This window comes from Oceanobacillus sp. FSL K6-3682 (assembly GCF_037976165.1).
In the GTDB taxonomy this organism is placed as follows: Bacteria; Bacillota; Bacilli; order Bacillales; family Amphibacillaceae; genus Oceanobacillus; species Oceanobacillus sojae.
Window position 1 is genome coordinate 4,376,061 of the sequence record NZ_CP150263.1, and the last position, 15,785, is coordinate 4,391,845.

Here is a 15,785-nt window from a genome sequence, read left to right on the forward strand (position 1 = left end):
TAAATGCAAATATATCCTATAACTCATGGAGGGATTCTATGCTGCAAGTACATATAGATTCTGCAGGCTATCAGCAAAAAAAGCTTTACTTGGAAGATATTAATTTCACCATCAATCCCGGTGAAATTGTCGGTCTTATCGGGGCAAACGGTGCAGGAAAAAGTACCACTATCAAATCTATTATCGGTACCATTGAGTATTTTCACGGAAGCATTGAATTAGAAAAAGAAAAAAAGCTGGCATATATCCCCGAAGAACCCATTCTTTATGATCGGCTTACACTCTGGGAGCATCTACGTCTTGCAGCAACCTCTTATGAAATGACAAAGGATATTTGGGAGTCACGGGCAAAGGATCTTTTAAAAAAATTCTCCCTTACCGGCAAGGAGCATGAGCTGCCTATTCATTTTTCTAAAGGAATGCGGCAAAAAACATTGATTTGTCTCAGCTTTATGACAGAAGCGGATATTTACATTATTGATGAACCATTTATCGGCTTAGATCCAATAGCAACAAAACATCTGATCACCCTGCTGCAACAAGAAAAAGAACGTGGAGCGGCTCTGTTAATGTCTACGCATGTACTTGATTCCGCAGAAAACTATGCGACCGGTTTATTCTTTTAAACGAGGGACACACTATTTTTCAAGGGAAGCTGCAGGAACTGCAGACAGCAACAAATCAACCCGCCGGCACATCTCTATTAGACTGCTTTTATGAATTACTGGAGGAGGGTGTATCATGAAGGAGACCGCACGCATCATATTCTTCAAACGGCTCCGGTCTGATTTTCAAAATTTATGGAAAGCGAATAAGCTCGTAATGGATTGGACATTATTTGTTTATTTATTGATACCCGGAGCCGCTACTGCTGCATTTTTCTATATGGAGTGGCTCGGTGATATACCATTTATTTTAAATCTGATTGGCTGGTACGGCTGGATGATTATATTCGCGATAAGTTTTTTCCTGCATAATATAAAGTTATTCACATACCTGGCAGATCAGCTTTTTCTAAGCAGAAATATTCCCTTACTGCGGTGCATTTCCCAATACGGAATCATCTACTCCATCAGTACTTTGTTAATTATCGCAACATTGCTGTTTCTACCAGCTTTACCTTTTCTATTTAAAATATTTTCTTTATCTCTTCTTTCTTCGGGATATCTCTGGATTTACTATCTCTCGGGAGTAATTGTTGTTACGTTGTGGAAAAAATATGCACAAATACATATTCCATCATTCATTCTACGCATGCTATCTTATCTTACAGCCCTCGTGTTGTGGATAAGTTTATCTCAGATTATTATAACTACTCCTTTCCTGTGGATATTGTGGATAATCATTAGTTTCATAGTTATCATAACCCTGGCTCACACACTCTCTTATAATGGAATGCATTTTTTAAAAATTGCTGAAATGGATGAACAGACTAGAGTCAAATGGGCTAACCTATTGCTTACAAATATCAAACAGCAAGGTTATAAGCTGCCTTCCACAAAACCAATATGGCTTTGGAAAAAATCACAGGTTATGTTTCAAAGGCAAAATAGTGAAATGATTTTTACAGATGCCTATTTTAAATCCTTCTTTCGTAATTTACCAGTTTTGATGCCGCTTGTTCAGCTAACAGGTCTTTTAATTGCTGTGCTGATATTATCAGCACCATACTGGACCGGCTACTTATTTTGGCTTGCTTCCATTTATATCATTGTGGATATCACTAAAACCGGCTGGCTAGGTTTCAGATTCAATTCCTTTATTGAACTCTTCCCTTGGAAAGAAGCTTTACTGCGGAGTTCTCTGGAAACAAGTGTACTACGTTTGAGCTCGCCTATTCTTCTAGTTATCGGGCTCCTGTTTGGATATTTGAAATTTGGTATCTTAGGAATGCTGATTTTTTCTATTATCAGTGTATTACTGGGATTATGTATGATATATTGGCATATCCGCTATGTTCCTGTTAATAAGTTAACGCCAGCCGAATAATTTGGCAGCTTCCTCTGATTTGCAGTAAGCTTAGATCAAGTAATATTTAATGTGAATGGAGATTACCCACATGAAAAGTATATTAATTGTTGATGATGATACCCATATCCTGCAGCTTGTCCATATTCAACTGGAAAAGGAAGGCTTTCACGTTTCTGAAGCAAAGGATGGTGCAGAGGCTTTAGCTATATTAAAAAAGACACCTTGTGATTTAGCTGTTGTTGATGTGATGATGCCGTTTATGAATGGATTTCAACTGACAAAGGAAATTCGCGAAAAATACGATATTCCAATTATATTACTCACAGCCAAAGGGCAAATTGAGGATAAAGAAGAAGGATTTCTTGCGGGAACAGATGACTATTTAGTAAAGCCATTTGAACCCCGTGAGCTCAGTTTTCGTATTAATGCATTATTGCGCCGTTATCAGAAGAAAAAAGATACACATACTATACAATTTGGAGATACAGAAATTAATTTAAACAACTATGAGGTAAAGATTGGGGATAAAACACTTTTACTTCCCTTGAAGGAGTTCGAATTATTAGCACTATTGGCAAGTTATCCACAGCATGTATTTCCTCGTGCACAGCTGATTGAAAAAATATGGGGATCGGATTACGAAGGAGATGAGAGAACTGTAGATGTACATATTAAACGTCTTAGGCAGCGTTTCTCTTCCCTGACTTCTTCATTCTCCATTAAAACTGTCCGCGGCATCGGATACTGTTTGGAGCCGGCAAAATGATGCGGTCACTCTATGTTAAATTCGCTGCAGTCACCATTGGCATTATGTTTCTTAGCGGTGTAGTTGCCTTTCTCATCTCGAACACCTATTATCAACATTCCCTAAAGCCTCAAAATGATGAAAAGAACACCAAAATCGCTTTAGAGATGGCCGCTTTTATTGAAAATAACCCGGAAATCACCATGAGCGACTACTTATCCAATATGGCAGATATAGGTTATCAACTATACCTTGTGGATAACGATGGACGTGAACAATTATTTGGAGCAGAATTCCGGGAAAATAACTTAACAGACAGTGATATACAGAAGGTACTGGATGGAGAAATCTTTCATGGGATGGTCCACTTTCCCAGGCAGACCTTTGTCACAGGCTTCTTTGCGAATGAATTAAAAAATTCTATCGGCGTTCCTGTAACCTACCAAAATTCGGACTATGCATTATTTATCCGGCCTGATATCAAGCTGTTATTTAATGAGATGCATTTATTATTTGGTGTACTCTTTGCTTTAACAATTATTCTTAGTATTTTATTTGTTCTCTTCAGCACAAATTATCTGGTCAAGCCCATTTCCCGGCTTAGCACTGCAACAAAACAGCTTGCTAAAGGAAAACTCCAAGTAAATACCTTACCAACGAAGCGAAAAGATGAATTAGGAGAGTTATCCACAAGCTTTTCACAAATGGCAAAGCAAATTGAGAAAAATGACCGGCTGCGTAAGGAATTTGTTTCAAATATTTCACATGATATTCAATCCCCATTATCAAACATTAAAGGGTATACGAATTTACTCAACGACAAGGAGACTTCAGAAGAAGAAAAGAAACAGTATACCTCAATTATTAACGAAGAGATCAGCCGGCTGTCTATTATGACAGATCAGCTTCTGCTTCTCTCTTCTCTTGATCAGGATCAGCATATTGTGAAAAAGAAGCGGTTTAATATCAGCAGTCAGTTAAAGGATTTACTAACGAGCTATCATTGGTTGATTCAGGAAAAAGAAATCATGCTGAGCTATACACTTCCTGACTTGGAGATTAACGCTGACCCCTCTCTGTTAAATACAGTTTGGGATAACCTGCTGTCCAATGCCTTAAAATATAATCATCCAGCCGGCAGCATCGATATCCAGCTCACTTACACAGAGGGCCACTGCTCCATTTCTTTTACAGACACAGGGATCGGTATATCCAAAGAAGAAACGGAACGTATATTTGATCGTTTTTACCGCGCAGATGCTTCTCGTACCAGAAGTGTAAAAGGAACTGGATTAGGATTATCTATTGTTGCAACGATTGTAGAATTGCATGGCGGAACAATTAGTGTTCAGTCCGATAATATGGCTGGAACTACTTTTATTGCGAAATTGCCTTTAAGAGGATAATAATATGTATTAATGCAGCATCTGACCTTTTTGTCAGATGCTTTTTCTATTTCATTACAAAGAGAAAAAATGTATATTATTTCCATAATATTACATATTTATCTATTTTACTACCTATCATAACAAAAATAAATTTTCCTGATGAGATTCATTTCTTGTTTTAATCAGAAGCTGTCTACTCTGTAGATTGGCGCCTTTTATATGAGGACTGAGACGGATTTCAGTGAATTATGTTTTTATAATTTTATAGCATTCTAAAAATAAACACTTGTCAAAATGAAAAGTTTCTTATAGAATACCTGTATACAAGTGTTCCGAATAAAATGAAAAAGAAATCTTTTATCTTAACTTATCTACATAATCTGCCAAAGATATTTTTAACATTTTATGTAAGCGCTTAAAAATAAAGATATTTAACAGTTAATCTACCACTGTTTATGGAAGGAGAATGGAATATGACAAAATTAAGAACAGCTATTATTGGCTGTGGAAAAGTAGCAGATTTTCATGCAAAAGCATTTGTTAATCTACCTAATTCCGATTTTGTAGCCGTTTGCAATCATCGATTAAAAGGTGCAGAGGACTTTGCTTCAAAATATAATGTAAATGCTTACGATAATGTACATGACATGGTTGAACAGGAAAAAATCGATATTGTCAGTATCTGCACCCCCCATCCGCTGCACGCTCAAGCAGCAGTTGAGGCAATTGAAAGCGGAGCCCATGTATTAATTGAAAAACCTCTGGCATCTTCCCTGAAAGATTGTGATGCAATTTTATCAGCTGCCGAAAAAGCAGGAAAAATAGTAGGGACTGTATCTCAACGCCGCTTTTATCAGTCTTGCATGCGTATAAAGGAAACAATTGATCAAGGAAAAATCGGCAAACCAGTACTTGGAACAGTTCATATGCTTGGCTGGCGTGATGAAACTTACTATCAAAGTGATGCATGGCGCGGAACATGGGACGGAGAAGGCGGTGGAGTTTTGGTAAATCAAGCACCACATCAATTAGACCTTTTATTATGGTATATGGGCGAGGTTGAAGAAGTTTATGGTGTTTGGAGTAACCTGAATCATCCGTACATTGAAGTAGAGGATACAGCAGTAGCAGTTATTAAATTTAAAAACGGCGCTCTTGGGAATGTAGTTGTCAGTAATTCTCAAAACCCTGCATTATATGGAAAAGTTCATATACACGGAGAAAATGGTGCATCAATTGGTGTACAAACAGATGGAGGAGCTATGTTTATTGCCGGCATGTCTTCTATTACAGAGCCTCCTTATAATGATATGTGGACAGTTCCAGGGGAATCCCAAATGTTAGATACATGGAAACAAGAAGACAGCGCATTTTTTAATAACGTGGACTCTATGTATTATTATCACGAATTGCAGATTAAAGACTTTATAGACGCTATTTTTAATAATACCTCCCCTCTTGTAGACGGGTACGAAGGAAGAAAAACAGTAGAGTTGTTTACAGCTATTTATGAGAGCACAAAAGAAAATAAAGTTATTAAATTCCCATTATAAAAGGGTGATTAAAAATGAAAATAGGATATAACGAAGCAACGGCAAAGGACTGCTCTACTTTGGAAAAAGATTTGGAGCTTTGTGAGAAATACGGATTTGATTATATTGAAATACGCTTAGATATGTTAAAGGATTATTTGAAAACGCACACATCAGATGATCTGAAAAAATTCTTTGAAACAAGTCATATCAAGCCTCATGCCATGAATGCCTTATACATTTACGAGGATTTATTCTCAGAGAAGGATGATTCCATCAAGCATAAAGAAGTAATGGATGATTTTTTATTGGGCTGCGAGACAGCACAGGAAATTGGATCAGAATATTTTGTAGTTGTAGCTCCTTTGAACCGTAATCCGGCTGAAGGTCCATACATTGGAGAATGGCCGTCTATTTTTAACAATTGTGTGCGTATTTTAAAAGAACTTGCAGATATAGCAGAAGGATATGGCGTAAAGCTGTGTTTTGAACTCGTCGGCAGCAAGTATTGCTCTGTACGAACAGTAGATCAGGCTTGGGAGATTGTAAAAACAGTAAATAAAAACAATGTTGGTTTAGTGTTTGACGTATTTAATTTATATTTATTTAACAAGCTGGAGGATTTTTCTGTGATGGAAATGGTTGATCCGGAAAAAATCTATGCTATTCACATTAATAATGCTGATGATGCAGCTATGGAAGAATTAACACAAGCTAATAGAAGATTTTGTGATACAGGAGAGATTAATCTAGAGAACTTTTTCCACGTACTGCAGCGCATGAATTATGATGGCATGGTTTCTATAGAAACCTTTCGTCCTGAGTATTGGAACAAAGCGTCTGATTGGGTAATTCAACATGCCTATGAGACTACTCTAAAAACATTGAAACAATTTAAAGCAATTATCTAGTTCTTATTTATAACAGAGGAAGAACCCATTAAATATTTATGTTAGTAGAATATATTAAAATGTAGATAAAATAGGAGATGAAAACATGACGCCAACAGTATTTATTTGTCTGATGATTGTTGCTGTTGCTTTACTTACTTTTATGACTTTGAAATTGAAGATGCATCCAGTTATGACTTTATTTATTATATCCGCCTTCTTAGGAATTGCACTCGGGGACTCTTTATTAGAAACCATGCAGAAAATTAATGAATACTTCGGATCCACATTATCAGGTATCGGGATTACCATTATCTTTGGAGCAATTATAGCTATGGGTATTCAGGATACTGGTGCAGCAACTCGTATTACAAACTTTTTTATTAAACTTTTTAAAGGAAAAAGGCTAGAGCTTGCGCCATCTTTATCAGCATTTGTGATGAGTTTATCCGTTTTTGGAGATATTACAATGGTATTAACATCTCCAATTGCTGCCATATTAGCATTACGAAAGAAAATCAATATGGTTATCATGGCACCATATGTTAACTTGGGGCTGACATTAACACATGGTCTAATTCCACCGACACCAGGTATTTTAGCGGTTGCTATTCTCTTAGGAGCAGATATCGGTCAAGTAATTATTTGGGGATTTGTTATTAGTTTAGTTTCTTTTGTACTTACTTATATTTTAACAAGACCAATTCTGGCAAAAGGAGAGTTTATTCCTCCAAATCCAGAATTTACAGAAGGCTATAAACCAGCTCCAAAAGGGGCAGTTTAAATGAATTATATATTAAAGAGGATAATATCCCTTCTACTTTCTTATCATTTATGCCATTGATTATTCCTTTAATCTTAATTTCAATTGGATCATTTGCAAATATGATTTTTGAAGAAGGTTCTACCGCATATACTGTATTAGCTTCCATTGGGGATAAAACATTCGCATTATTTGTCGGAGTTATTCTCGTTGCCTTATTAGTAATGAAGAGGAAACAAAAAGTCTTGAACAACGCTCAGAAGCATGAATTTGAAGTGCCAAATAATGCCTCTGCATTAGAGATTTCAATGAATAATTGGGTAGTGCGCGCATTGAAAATTGCGATTATTCCTTTAATTATTACAGGTATGGGGGGAGCAATGGGAGGAATTCTGCGAGAAAGTCCCGTGATTGATGAAATTGGAGATTCTATTATTTCAATGAACTTCCCGACACTACTTATTCCATTTGCTCTTGCTGCTATTTTAATGGCCGTAACAGGATCGATGACAATTGCTGCGATGACAGCAGCTGCATTAGTTTATCCAATGCTCGGTGCACTTGGTCTATCTCCAGTTGTTGCAACATTAGCTGTAGGTGCAGGGTCAATGGTATTCTGGCATGTAAATAACAGCGGTTTCTGGATGATGACATCTCTCTTTAACTTTAATACAAGGCAAGGTTTGAAATACTTTACAACTATTAATGGTTTGGGGGGAATTGTAGCTTTTGCTGTTCTTTGCATCATCGCCTTCTTAGGCTGGGCATAGTGTTAGCATGAAACTGGGAACGAAGAAAGAGAAACAGATCACAATGCAAATAAAAGTGATTTGTTTCTCTTTCTTTTTTAATATCAAACGTTTTATATTTTTCCTTCTAGATTCTCATTTGAAAACTCCTGTTCATACTGTGTTCATATTCTCTTTATATACTTCTGGATATACAAAAGATACAGGAGGTTTAAACAAGATGAAAATGGCTTGGAAGGAAATGAAGAAAAATAAATTACGTTATACCATCTTAGGCTCGATTGTTTTCCTAATCAGCCTATTAACTTTTATTATATCAGGACTGGCAAACGGGCTCTCACAGGATAATGCTTCACTGATTAAAAATTTGCCAGATGGAACATTTTATATGGAGGAGGAAGCAGATGAAACCTATAGCTTCTCCAGTCTGTCAGATCAACAGCAGCAAGAAATAATAAAAAAACAGTCTGAAACAGCTTTTTTCTCAATTCAGATGGGAAATTTTATAGATCCCTCAGATAAACAGCGCAGTGTTGCTTACGTATCTGCAACAGACAGTGCATATTTTCAGGAGGTTAATTCCGGTGAAGTAATTTTAGATGCATCTCTTGAGGAAGAAGGAATAGCAGTTGGAGACGAGATAACGAATGAACAATGGGATCAATCATTAACAGTAGCAGGGTTTGTCGATCACGAAAAATATAGCCACTCCCCTGCAGCATTTATAAATCCAGATGATTTTCAAGCATTATTTCATACCGATACAATGCAAATCGCATTTATTGCTGATTCCGCAATACAAAATACAGATGGTGCACCAGCTTTTAAAGGGCTGCAAGCCTTCTCAAATAGTGAATTCTTAAATACCATCCCAAGCTACAGTGCGGAACAAATGTCACTGAATATGATTGTTATTTTTCTTCTGGTTATCAGCGGGATGCTGTTTGCTATCTTCTTCTATATGATTAATGTTCAAAAGCTTGGTATTTACGGTATTTTAAAAGCTATTGGTGTAAAAACAGGCAAGCTGTTTCAAATGATGTGGGCACAGATGTTTATTATCTCTGCTGTCTCTCTGATATTATCTATATCGATCAGTCAAGCATTCCAGTTGATGGCACCAAACGGCATGCCTTTTCACCTAACCTGGCAGGCAACAGGACTGCTTTCTCTCGTTTTTATCATCATTGGATTTATCGGGGCAACATTATCCGGCATTCAAATTAAGCGTGTAGAACCAATACAGGCTATACAACAAGGAGAGATGTAAAATGAGCTTATTTACAATGGAGAACGTTCGAAAAACATTTGCTCATGGAGAAGTAAAAGAGGAGATATTAAAAGGAATTAATATCTCCCTGTCAAAAGGGAAAATTACTGCCCTGACAGGGGCCTCTGGTTCAGGTAAAAGTACATTGCTGACCATTGCTGCCGGATTACAGACACCCTCTGATGGACGGCTTTCCTTTGAGCAGCAGGAGCTGACATCCATGCGAAGTGAAGAACTTCGACAAATCCGAGCAAAAGATTTTGGTTTTATTTTTCAATTTGCACACTTAGTACCCTTTTTAACTGTACAGGAACAGCTGACTCTCATGCTTGAGACTGCTGAATCTCCTCTTTCCAAACAGGCACAGAGAAAGGAAATAAAGCAGGTTTTAGAGCTTGTCGGTATGTGGAAACGAAAAGATGCTTCCCCTTCTTCATTATCAGGAGGAGAGAAGCAGCGTGTTGCGGTAGCAAGAGCAATAATTCACAGCCCTAAGGTGCTTTTTGCTGATGAGCCCACTGCCAGTCTTGATTCAAAAAGATCTAAGGAAGTGATGAAGCTGATCCAAAAGCTTTCTAAAGAGCGGCATATTACCGTTTTAATGGTCACACATGATATGGATATGCTGGATTTTGTGGATGAAGTTATTGAAATGCGTGATGGGAAAATCGTTGACAGGAAAAACACTTGAAGATAAACAGAAATAAGCTATTTTGAAACAAAATAGCTTATTTTCTACTCCTTCACACTATACTCTCTGACTACCTTCATTATTTCCTCATCTACCCAAAGAGCTTCCACCTGATTTTGTACATCATGAAAATTCCTCTCAAAAGCTAAATCCACCATTTTCTTTTCCTTTTTATCAATGGCTTCCACAATCAGCTCATGATTATAGAGAATACGTTCAAAATCTTTTTCATTGGTCATCATCCGGTAACGCATCGATAAAATAATAAGGCATTCTAAGACGGGCTTTAAATTATTCCACAGCATCTTAATATGGTGATGATCAATTGATTGAAGAATTGTTTCATGGAATTCAATATCCAGGAAGGAAAACTGGTCAACATCCTGATATTTAATAGCAATTTTCATCATTTCTATCATTTTTTTTAGCTCTTGAACAAGATTATCCGTCTGCATCTTTAACAGACGTTCAAAGGTAAAGGACTCTATCATTAAGCGGATATCATAAATTTCTTCAATATTTTTTTCAGAGATGCCAACGACAACTGCTCCCATTCTTTCTGGCCGAACAAGATTCTCATTCGCCAGCACACGCAAAGCTTCTCTGACCGGAGAACGACTGACTTGAAATAAAGATCCCAATTGATTCTCCGAAAGAACAGTACCTGCCTTTACTTCACGAGAAATAATCCGCATTCGGAGCTCCGCAACAACTTGTTCCCCTTTTGATTCGTTCATTAGCTTCTTCTTTGGATAAAATGCTTTCATCTTGCATAGCTCCTTTATCTATTTATGAATACTTGTATACCAATATAGTGACATAACCTTCGTATTTTGTAAACGTTTGCTGCTAAAAGTTAGAAATTTTCACTTTTGATCTAAATGTTTGATATTTTTTGGATATTAATAGAAATATTCTTCAAAATAGATTGCCAGGAAGGGACTTCGAGGCTATAATTTTATCATTGAGCTAGTTATTTTAATTGAAAAGAGGAGAATGAATGAGGAAATCGGCACAAATTTTTGCATTATTCTTATTTTTGTTTGTCGTTTTACCTGGAGCTGCTGACGCACAATCAAACAGCTTCCAAAAAAGTCTGGATGTTTATTTAAAAGAAATTAGTATTGAGCGAGGCTTTACAATCACAAAAGAAGATATTGAATTCTCTCTGTCTCTCTATGATTCTTATTTAGAAGAATTTGATACAGTTGAAGATCTAAAAGAGTTCTTAGGAGACGTAATCCGTAAAGATGGAAATAATCTAAAACAGATTTATGATGATTATGATATTGACCAGGCTGCACTTGAAGCAACACTAAATGAATTTGGAGAAACTCTGGAAGATTATGTTTTCTTAGATGACCTCGAGATGAATATCGGATTTTATTTATATATATTAATTCCAAGAGACCCTGATTTTGAGCAAAAGCTGGCAGATTACTTAAAAGAAGCAACGAATATTCGCGGTTTTCAGGTTACTCAAACTCATATCGAAAGTTCTTTAGCTCTTTATGGAAGCAATTTGAATGATTTTAAAACTATCGATGAATTATCCGATTTTTTAGGAGAAATAATCAACAAGGATTTAAGTAATGTTGGTCCTTATTTCGGAATCGATCAAGAAGATATACTTAAACTTATTTCTGATAATGATTTAGATATAAACAATTATGTCTTCTTGGATGATTTATCCTACGATTTAGAAGGAGAATTCATTTGGGAAGATGATGATTTCTTTGATCTAAGCTTTTTCATGCAGGAATTCAATTTAACAGAGGACGAGCTGCTTCGGCTGGAAGAACATATTCTCAGTATTCCTGACATTACAAGCGATGAAACCATTGAGAAATTGTTAAATTTAGCTGACCGAATGATGGCATTTTCTGAATTTGAAACAATTAAGGAACTAACACCGGGGCAAGTCGGTGAATTAATGGCTATCTTCAGGGAATTTCTTGACGTTTTCCAATTACATGCAGAATTTGTACTTGTTACAGATCAGGGAGAAGAAAACCTTTCACTGGAGACACTATTTCATTTAACAAAGCTTGAAAATGCAGATTTAAAGGTTAATATTTACAACCTGCAGGGAGATTTTCTTGCTGATATAATTATTTCCGGGGAAATGGTAGATTCCGATACTGTTATTGATACAGGGAATGCTATTCAAAAAGAGGCCTCAAAAAAATCTGAAACGGTGGTTATTAAAAGAAATGACAAAGAAGCTCCAGATGAAAACGAAGCCTCGTCTAAAGCTGTATCACCAAAAACTGCTGAAGTGAAAGCTGAATCAGAATCACAAGCAGATTTAGAAAAGAAAAAAGAAGAAAAGCTGCCTGATACCGCTTTGAACTATGCTGAGAAAGGTATCTGGGGACTGGCATTTATTATTGCGGGCGGTGCTCTGCTGTTCTTATCAAGAAAAAGAAAGCACGAAGCATAAACCATCTATTTCCCGAAGTTTTATTTACAACGTTTTCTGAGATCTGAGAATCAATCAATAGAGTTCTGAACATGTACATGGTATATTGAAGGAAAGCACACTTGATTGGAAAGGTGGAATTATGAATGTCTATCGTACTGCAGCGTATCTATGAAAAATCGAATGAGACCGGCTATCGAGTTTTAGTTGATTTAGTCTGGCCCAGGGGAATTTCAAAAAAAGAAGCAAAGCTGGATGATTGGGCAAAAGAAGTAACACCTACGCCAGATTTAAGAAAATGGTTTAACCATGATCCTGAAAAATTTGAGGATTTTAAAAAAGCGTATAAAAAAGAATTGCTAAATGATGATGAGAAGATAAAAAAATTATCTGAGCTTCAAGAGCTGCAAAAAAAGCAACGTGTTATCTTATTGTACGCAGCCAAGGATAAGGAGCATAATCATGCTCTGATTTTAAAAGAAGTTATGGAAAGTGACTTGCCTTCCCAAAATAAAGAAAGTTAAAGCTATATTGAGAGAGAACAAAAGCGTACCTGAAATGGGTACGCTTTTGTTTATACATTAAAATTTACAATATACTTATGCAAATCCGTACGATAATAAGCAACAGAATATTCTACCAGCCTGTCACGATCATCATACGAAAAACGCTCACGCTGCAGTAACGGCTGAAGTTCAATTTCCAGCATCTCGGCAATAGACGGCTCTGGAACGGACACACTGAATTCATCTTTAAACCGGAAAAAACGAATCCCCTCCTGATATAGCATATCATACAATGAATTCACAAATACATTCGGGTCGTTTGGCAAATTAATGGATGACGGGATATAATGCCTGAAATGGATATATGGCTCTTCATTTAATGTATAAAGACGCTCCACACAATATGCACCATCTCCTGCTAAAGCGCTGACCTGCGGCATGATATCCTCTACTTTGGTAACCTCGATCAGTTTTTTGCCTAATTGATGACCTTCTCCAATCAGATATTCAGAAAAACGCTGTCCTTTTGAAAGCTTAGAAACAGCTTGGTTAGCAAGTACTGTTGTACCAATACCGCTTCTCTTCTCCACATATCCTTCCTGAGCTAACTGCTCTACCGCCCTGCGAATCGTAATTTTACTTACTTCAAATTCCTTCTCCAGCTCCGGTTCTGAAGGGATTAAACTATTTTTCGGGTACTGCCCGTTGATAATTCTTTCCTTCAGTATATCCTTTACCTGCAAGTATAAAGACCCTTGTCTTAAATTTAGCTTCATTGTAATCTCTACCTTTCTGTATCCAAATCCACTGATCCATCCGATGTCAAAACTTCCGCATAGTGCTGTGTGATGCCCTTTTATAGCTAAGAGAGAATAATTATCCTATAAGCTTTAGTATAAGTATAACTAAAGTTGCCGTTCTGTAAATATTTTTTCGTATTTCTTCTTATTGTATCAGTAATCATAACTACACTAAACTTTGTAGGCAAGAGAAAAAACAAATAATTAAATATGATACCTATCCCGTCACCTGAAACAGAAACTTTAAAAAGACATACGTATCTATCTTCTATACTTCATAGGAATAATGCTTCTCCAGTTCAATGTACTCCCCGCCAAGAAAAACTGCCTGCGGTTTAATCACCTGGTTTGTAATGATTTCATTTCCTAAAGAATCTATCAGTATCTTCGTCTCGTTTTCTACTGTAAAAAAAGTAAATTCTGCACAGGAACCACGATTAAAATTCCCCAGCTCAGGCTGGTTTAAAACATATGCCGGCGTTTCTGTCACTGCACGGATAATGGTTTCCAGTGAATAGCCTAATGTTAAAAATTTAGTTAATGTATCAGCCATACTGTATACCGGTCCGTTTATCTGATTTTCCTCATAAATATCTGTACTGATTGTATCAAAATGTACTCCGGCCTCCTTTGCTTTTTTTGCAATCGGAAACGAAAAGCTTGATTTTCCATGACCGACATCAAGATAGACTCCTCTTCGTACAGCTTCAGCTAGAGCAGCCTCAACCTCCCCATTGTTCTGAAAAATATGATTGGGACTTTTCCCATGATAACAGTGTGTGAGAATATCTCCTTTATTTAACAGCGATAAAATCTCATGCAGCATTGGCGGTGCACTGCCAATATGAACCATCAGCGGTTTATTTAACGTTGTACTGTACCTTGCCGCAAGCTGCAGCGGCTTTAATCCACTATCACCTATAACACTTGCACTCATTCTTGCTTTTAAGCCGATTATAAAGGATGGATAAGCATTTACAGCATTGTTTATTGCATCCCAGGAAACCTCATCTAAATTGGCTAATTCATCTATTCGTTCTAAACCAATCCGTGAAATATTCAGGAATGCAAGCACCCTTGTTCTTGCTGTTTTTGCAATTTGGTAAAATTCCTCTATCGTATTTGCACCGCTGCTCCCAGCATCAACTACAGTTGTGACACCAGTTTGATAACCAATTTTATCAGGTGAGGCGCAATAAGGCTTATACTTCGGAAAAGCGTGTGTATGTAAATCAATCCATCCGGGGGAAGCAAACATTCCTTCTGCATCTAACAGCACTGGATAGAAACCTCCTGCATTTGCAACTATATCTTTTATTCGACTATTTTCTATTAAAATATCTACTTTTTGCCCATTTGTAAGTAATGCATTTTTTATCACTTGTATCATCTTCCATCCCCCTCCGCTCAATGCTAATTCTTATTTCTATATTTCTTTATTTATATTGCTGCTTCATACTTGGAAAATGTTTTAGATACTCCCCAAGTTATAAAGTAAGCAGAAAGGCTGCCACCAAAAAAGAAAAGCACTGCCGGGAATACTTGGAAGATAAAATAACCGGTCAAGCCGATACAAGCTAGTAAAAACACAGTGAGAATCGGATGGACAATAGATACAATCAGCGGCCATTTTAAATATTGCATCGCTTTCAAATCAAAATGGACATAGATTGGAAATAAATAAATTACGAGCATAGTCAATAAAGCAAAGACGATAACGATAGAAAATTGAGCCATCTGATAGACCAATGCGCTCTGTGCACCGAGAATTTGAAATTGAATTGAAAAGAAATATCCAAGCAGAAGCAGAATTATTCCAATACTGTTTGCTTTCCAAAATTCCTTACGATAAACTCCCCAAAATGTTGTAAAAACCGGAATCTCATCCTCGCCTCTCTGCCACTTGCGGACAATAGCAAACATCGCAACAGTTGCAGGCATGATTCCAAAGAAAAGAAGACCTGCAATCGTAAATAGAACCCATAATATATTCAGATAAGCAAGACGGGTTATCCAAATTGCAAATATATAATATCCACGAGCTACTTCTGCCATCAT

The 15,785-nt window shown here is 36.8% G+C and carries 15 protein-coding genes and 1 pseudogene; 12 read left to right on the forward strand and 4 right to left on the reverse strand.

Annotated elements, in window-relative coordinates:
* The first annotated feature begins 38 nt into the window (after nucleotides 1–38).
* The 10 genes and pseudogenes from MHH51_RS21230 (at nucleotide 39) to MHH51_RS21275 (ending at nucleotide 9,999) form a co-directional block, all read left to right on the forward strand.
* Nucleotides 39–745 (forward strand): annotated as a pseudogene (locus MHH51_RS21230) (ABC transporter ATP-binding protein).
* Nucleotides 742–1,989, forward strand: a complete 1,248-nt coding sequence (locus tag MHH51_RS21235) for an ABC transporter permease (RefSeq protein WP_339283469.1) — start codon at nucleotides 742–744, stop codon at nucleotides 1,987–1,989. Before MHH51_RS21230 ends, MHH51_RS21235 begins: the two are co-directional and overlap by 4 nt.
* Before the next feature lie 70 nt (nucleotides 1,990–2,059).
* On the forward strand, nucleotides 2,060–2,737 hold the full coding sequence (locus tag MHH51_RS21240; protein ID WP_339283471.1) for a response regulator transcription factor: 678 nt from the start codon (nucleotides 2,060–2,062) through the stop codon (nucleotides 2,735–2,737).
* Nucleotides 2,734–4,122 carry a HAMP domain-containing sensor histidine kinase gene (locus MHH51_RS21245; RefSeq protein ID WP_339283473.1) on the forward strand — a complete coding sequence of 463 codons (1,389 nt, stop codon included), beginning with the start codon at nucleotides 2,734–2,736 and terminating at the stop codon, nucleotides 4,120–4,122. The genes MHH51_RS21240 and MHH51_RS21245 overlap by 4 nt, the downstream gene beginning before the upstream one ends.
* Nucleotides 4,123–4,577: 455 nt before the next feature.
* On the forward strand, nucleotides 4,578–5,657 hold the full coding sequence (locus MHH51_RS21250) for a Gfo/Idh/MocA family oxidoreductase (protein WP_339283474.1): 1,080 nt from the start codon (nucleotides 4,578–4,580) through the stop codon (nucleotides 5,655–5,657).
* A 14-nt stretch (nucleotides 5,658–5,671) separates the two neighbouring features.
* Nucleotides 5,672–6,547, forward strand: a complete 876-nt coding sequence (locus MHH51_RS21255) for a sugar phosphate isomerase/epimerase family protein (protein WP_339283476.1) — start codon at nucleotides 5,672–5,674, stop codon at nucleotides 6,545–6,547.
* 85 nt (nucleotides 6,548–6,632) lie between these two features.
* A complete protein-coding gene (locus MHH51_RS21260) occupies nucleotides 6,633–7,310 on the forward strand; it encodes a hypothetical protein (protein ID WP_339283478.1) in 678 nt (225 codons plus the stop codon).
* An 11-nt stretch (nucleotides 7,311–7,321) separates the two neighbouring features.
* Entirely contained in the window at nucleotides 7,322–8,059 is a 738-nt protein-coding gene (locus MHH51_RS21265) for a hypothetical protein (RefSeq protein WP_339286336.1), read from the forward strand.
* Between the two features lie 199 nt (nucleotides 8,060–8,258).
* On the forward strand, nucleotides 8,259–9,308 hold the full coding sequence (locus MHH51_RS21270) for an ABC transporter permease (protein WP_339283479.1): 1,050 nt from the start codon (nucleotides 8,259–8,261) through the stop codon (nucleotides 9,306–9,308).
* Between the two features lies 1 nt (nucleotide 9,309).
* Nucleotides 9,310–9,999, forward strand: a complete 690-nt coding sequence (locus tag MHH51_RS21275) for an ABC transporter ATP-binding protein (RefSeq protein WP_339283480.1) — start codon at nucleotides 9,310–9,312, stop codon at nucleotides 9,997–9,999.
* A gap of 44 nt (nucleotides 10,000–10,043) precedes the next feature.
* On the opposite strand, the gene MHH51_RS21280 is transcribed toward MHH51_RS21275, so the two are convergent.
* Nucleotides 10,044–10,766 carry a GntR family transcriptional regulator gene (locus MHH51_RS21280; protein WP_339283482.1) on the reverse strand — a complete coding sequence of 241 codons (723 nt, stop codon included), beginning with the start codon at nucleotides 10,764–10,766 and terminating at the stop codon, nucleotides 10,044–10,046.
* A gap of 233 nt (nucleotides 10,767–10,999) precedes the next feature.
* On the opposite strand from MHH51_RS21280, the gene MHH51_RS21285 reads away from it, so the two are divergent.
* Together MHH51_RS21285 and MHH51_RS21290 are read left to right on the forward strand one after the other, a co-directional pair.
* Nucleotides 11,000–12,442, forward strand: coding sequence for a processed acidic surface protein (locus MHH51_RS21285; protein WP_339283484.1), 1,443 nt, complete (start codon nucleotides 11,000–11,002; stop codon nucleotides 12,440–12,442).
* A gap of 125 nt (nucleotides 12,443–12,567) precedes the next feature.
* On the forward strand, nucleotides 12,568–12,945 hold the full coding sequence (locus MHH51_RS21290) for a DUF488 family protein (protein ID WP_147211725.1): 378 nt from the start codon (nucleotides 12,568–12,570) through the stop codon (nucleotides 12,943–12,945).
* 50 nt (nucleotides 12,946–12,995) lie between these two features.
* Here MHH51_RS21290 and MHH51_RS21295 read toward each other — a convergent pair whose 3' ends face one another.
* The 3 genes from MHH51_RS21295 to MHH51_RS21305 all read right to left on the reverse strand — a co-directional run bounded on the left by MHH51_RS21295 (nucleotide 12,996) and on the right by MHH51_RS21305 (nucleotide 15,782).
* Complete coding sequence (locus tag MHH51_RS21295; RefSeq protein WP_156985243.1) at nucleotides 12,996–13,703, reverse strand: GntR family transcriptional regulator; 708 nt, start codon at nucleotides 13,701–13,703, stop codon at nucleotides 12,996–12,998.
* A 292-nt stretch (nucleotides 13,704–13,995) separates the two neighbouring features.
* A complete protein-coding gene (locus MHH51_RS21300; RefSeq protein WP_339283485.1) occupies nucleotides 13,996–15,117 on the reverse strand; it encodes an amidohydrolase/deacetylase family metallohydrolase in 1,122 nt (373 codons plus the stop codon).
* Between the two features lie 50 nt (nucleotides 15,118–15,167).
* A complete protein-coding gene (locus MHH51_RS21305) occupies nucleotides 15,168–15,782 on the reverse strand; it encodes a DUF624 domain-containing protein (protein ID WP_147211815.1) in 615 nt (204 codons plus the stop codon).
* Between the last annotated feature and the right edge of the window lie 3 nt (nucleotides 15,783–15,785).

Excerpts from the sequence above, each read along its gene's own strand:
- MHH51_RS21290 (WP_147211725.1), top strand. The coding sequence starts at position 12,568 with ATGTCTATCGTACTGCAGCGTATCTATGAAAAATCGAATGAGACCGGC.
- MHH51_RS21280 (WP_339283482.1), bottom strand. The coding sequence starts at position 10,766 with ATGAAAGCATTTTATCCAAAGAAGAAGCTAATGAACGAATCAAAAGGG.
- MHH51_RS21270 (WP_339283479.1), top strand. The coding sequence starts at position 8,259 with ATGAAAATGGCTTGGAAGGAAATGAAGAAAAATAAATTACGTTATACC.
- MHH51_RS21300 (WP_339283485.1), bottom strand. The coding sequence starts at position 15,117 with ATGATACAAGTGATAAAAAATGCATTACTTACAAATGGGCAAAAAGTA.
- MHH51_RS21305 (WP_147211815.1), bottom strand. The coding sequence starts at position 15,782 with ATGGCAGAAGTAGCTCGTGGATATTATATATTTGCAATTTGGATAACC.
- MHH51_RS21240 (WP_339283471.1), top strand. The coding sequence starts at position 2,060 with ATGAAAAGTATATTAATTGTTGATGATGATACCCATATCCTGCAGCTT.
- MHH51_RS21250 (WP_339283474.1), top strand. The coding sequence starts at position 4,578 with ATGACAAAATTAAGAACAGCTATTATTGGCTGTGGAAAAGTAGCAGAT.
- MHH51_RS21295 (WP_156985243.1), bottom strand. The coding sequence starts at position 13,703 with ATGAAGCTAAATTTAAGACAAGGGTCTTTATACTTGCAGGTAAAGGAT.
- MHH51_RS21260 (WP_339283478.1), top strand. The coding sequence starts at position 6,633 with ATGACGCCAACAGTATTTATTTGTCTGATGATTGTTGCTGTTGCTTTA.
- MHH51_RS21235 (WP_339283469.1), top strand. The coding sequence starts at position 742 with ATGAAGGAGACCGCACGCATCATATTCTTCAAACGGCTCCGGTCTGAT.
- MHH51_RS21275 (WP_339283480.1), top strand. The coding sequence starts at position 9,310 with ATGAGCTTATTTACAATGGAGAACGTTCGAAAAACATTTGCTCATGGA.
- MHH51_RS21285 (WP_339283484.1), top strand. The coding sequence starts at position 11,000 with ATGAGGAAATCGGCACAAATTTTTGCATTATTCTTATTTTTGTTTGTC.
- MHH51_RS21245 (WP_339283473.1), top strand. The coding sequence starts at position 2,734 with ATGATGCGGTCACTCTATGTTAAATTCGCTGCAGTCACCATTGGCATT.
- MHH51_RS21255 (WP_339283476.1), top strand. The coding sequence starts at position 5,672 with ATGAAAATAGGATATAACGAAGCAACGGCAAAGGACTGCTCTACTTTG.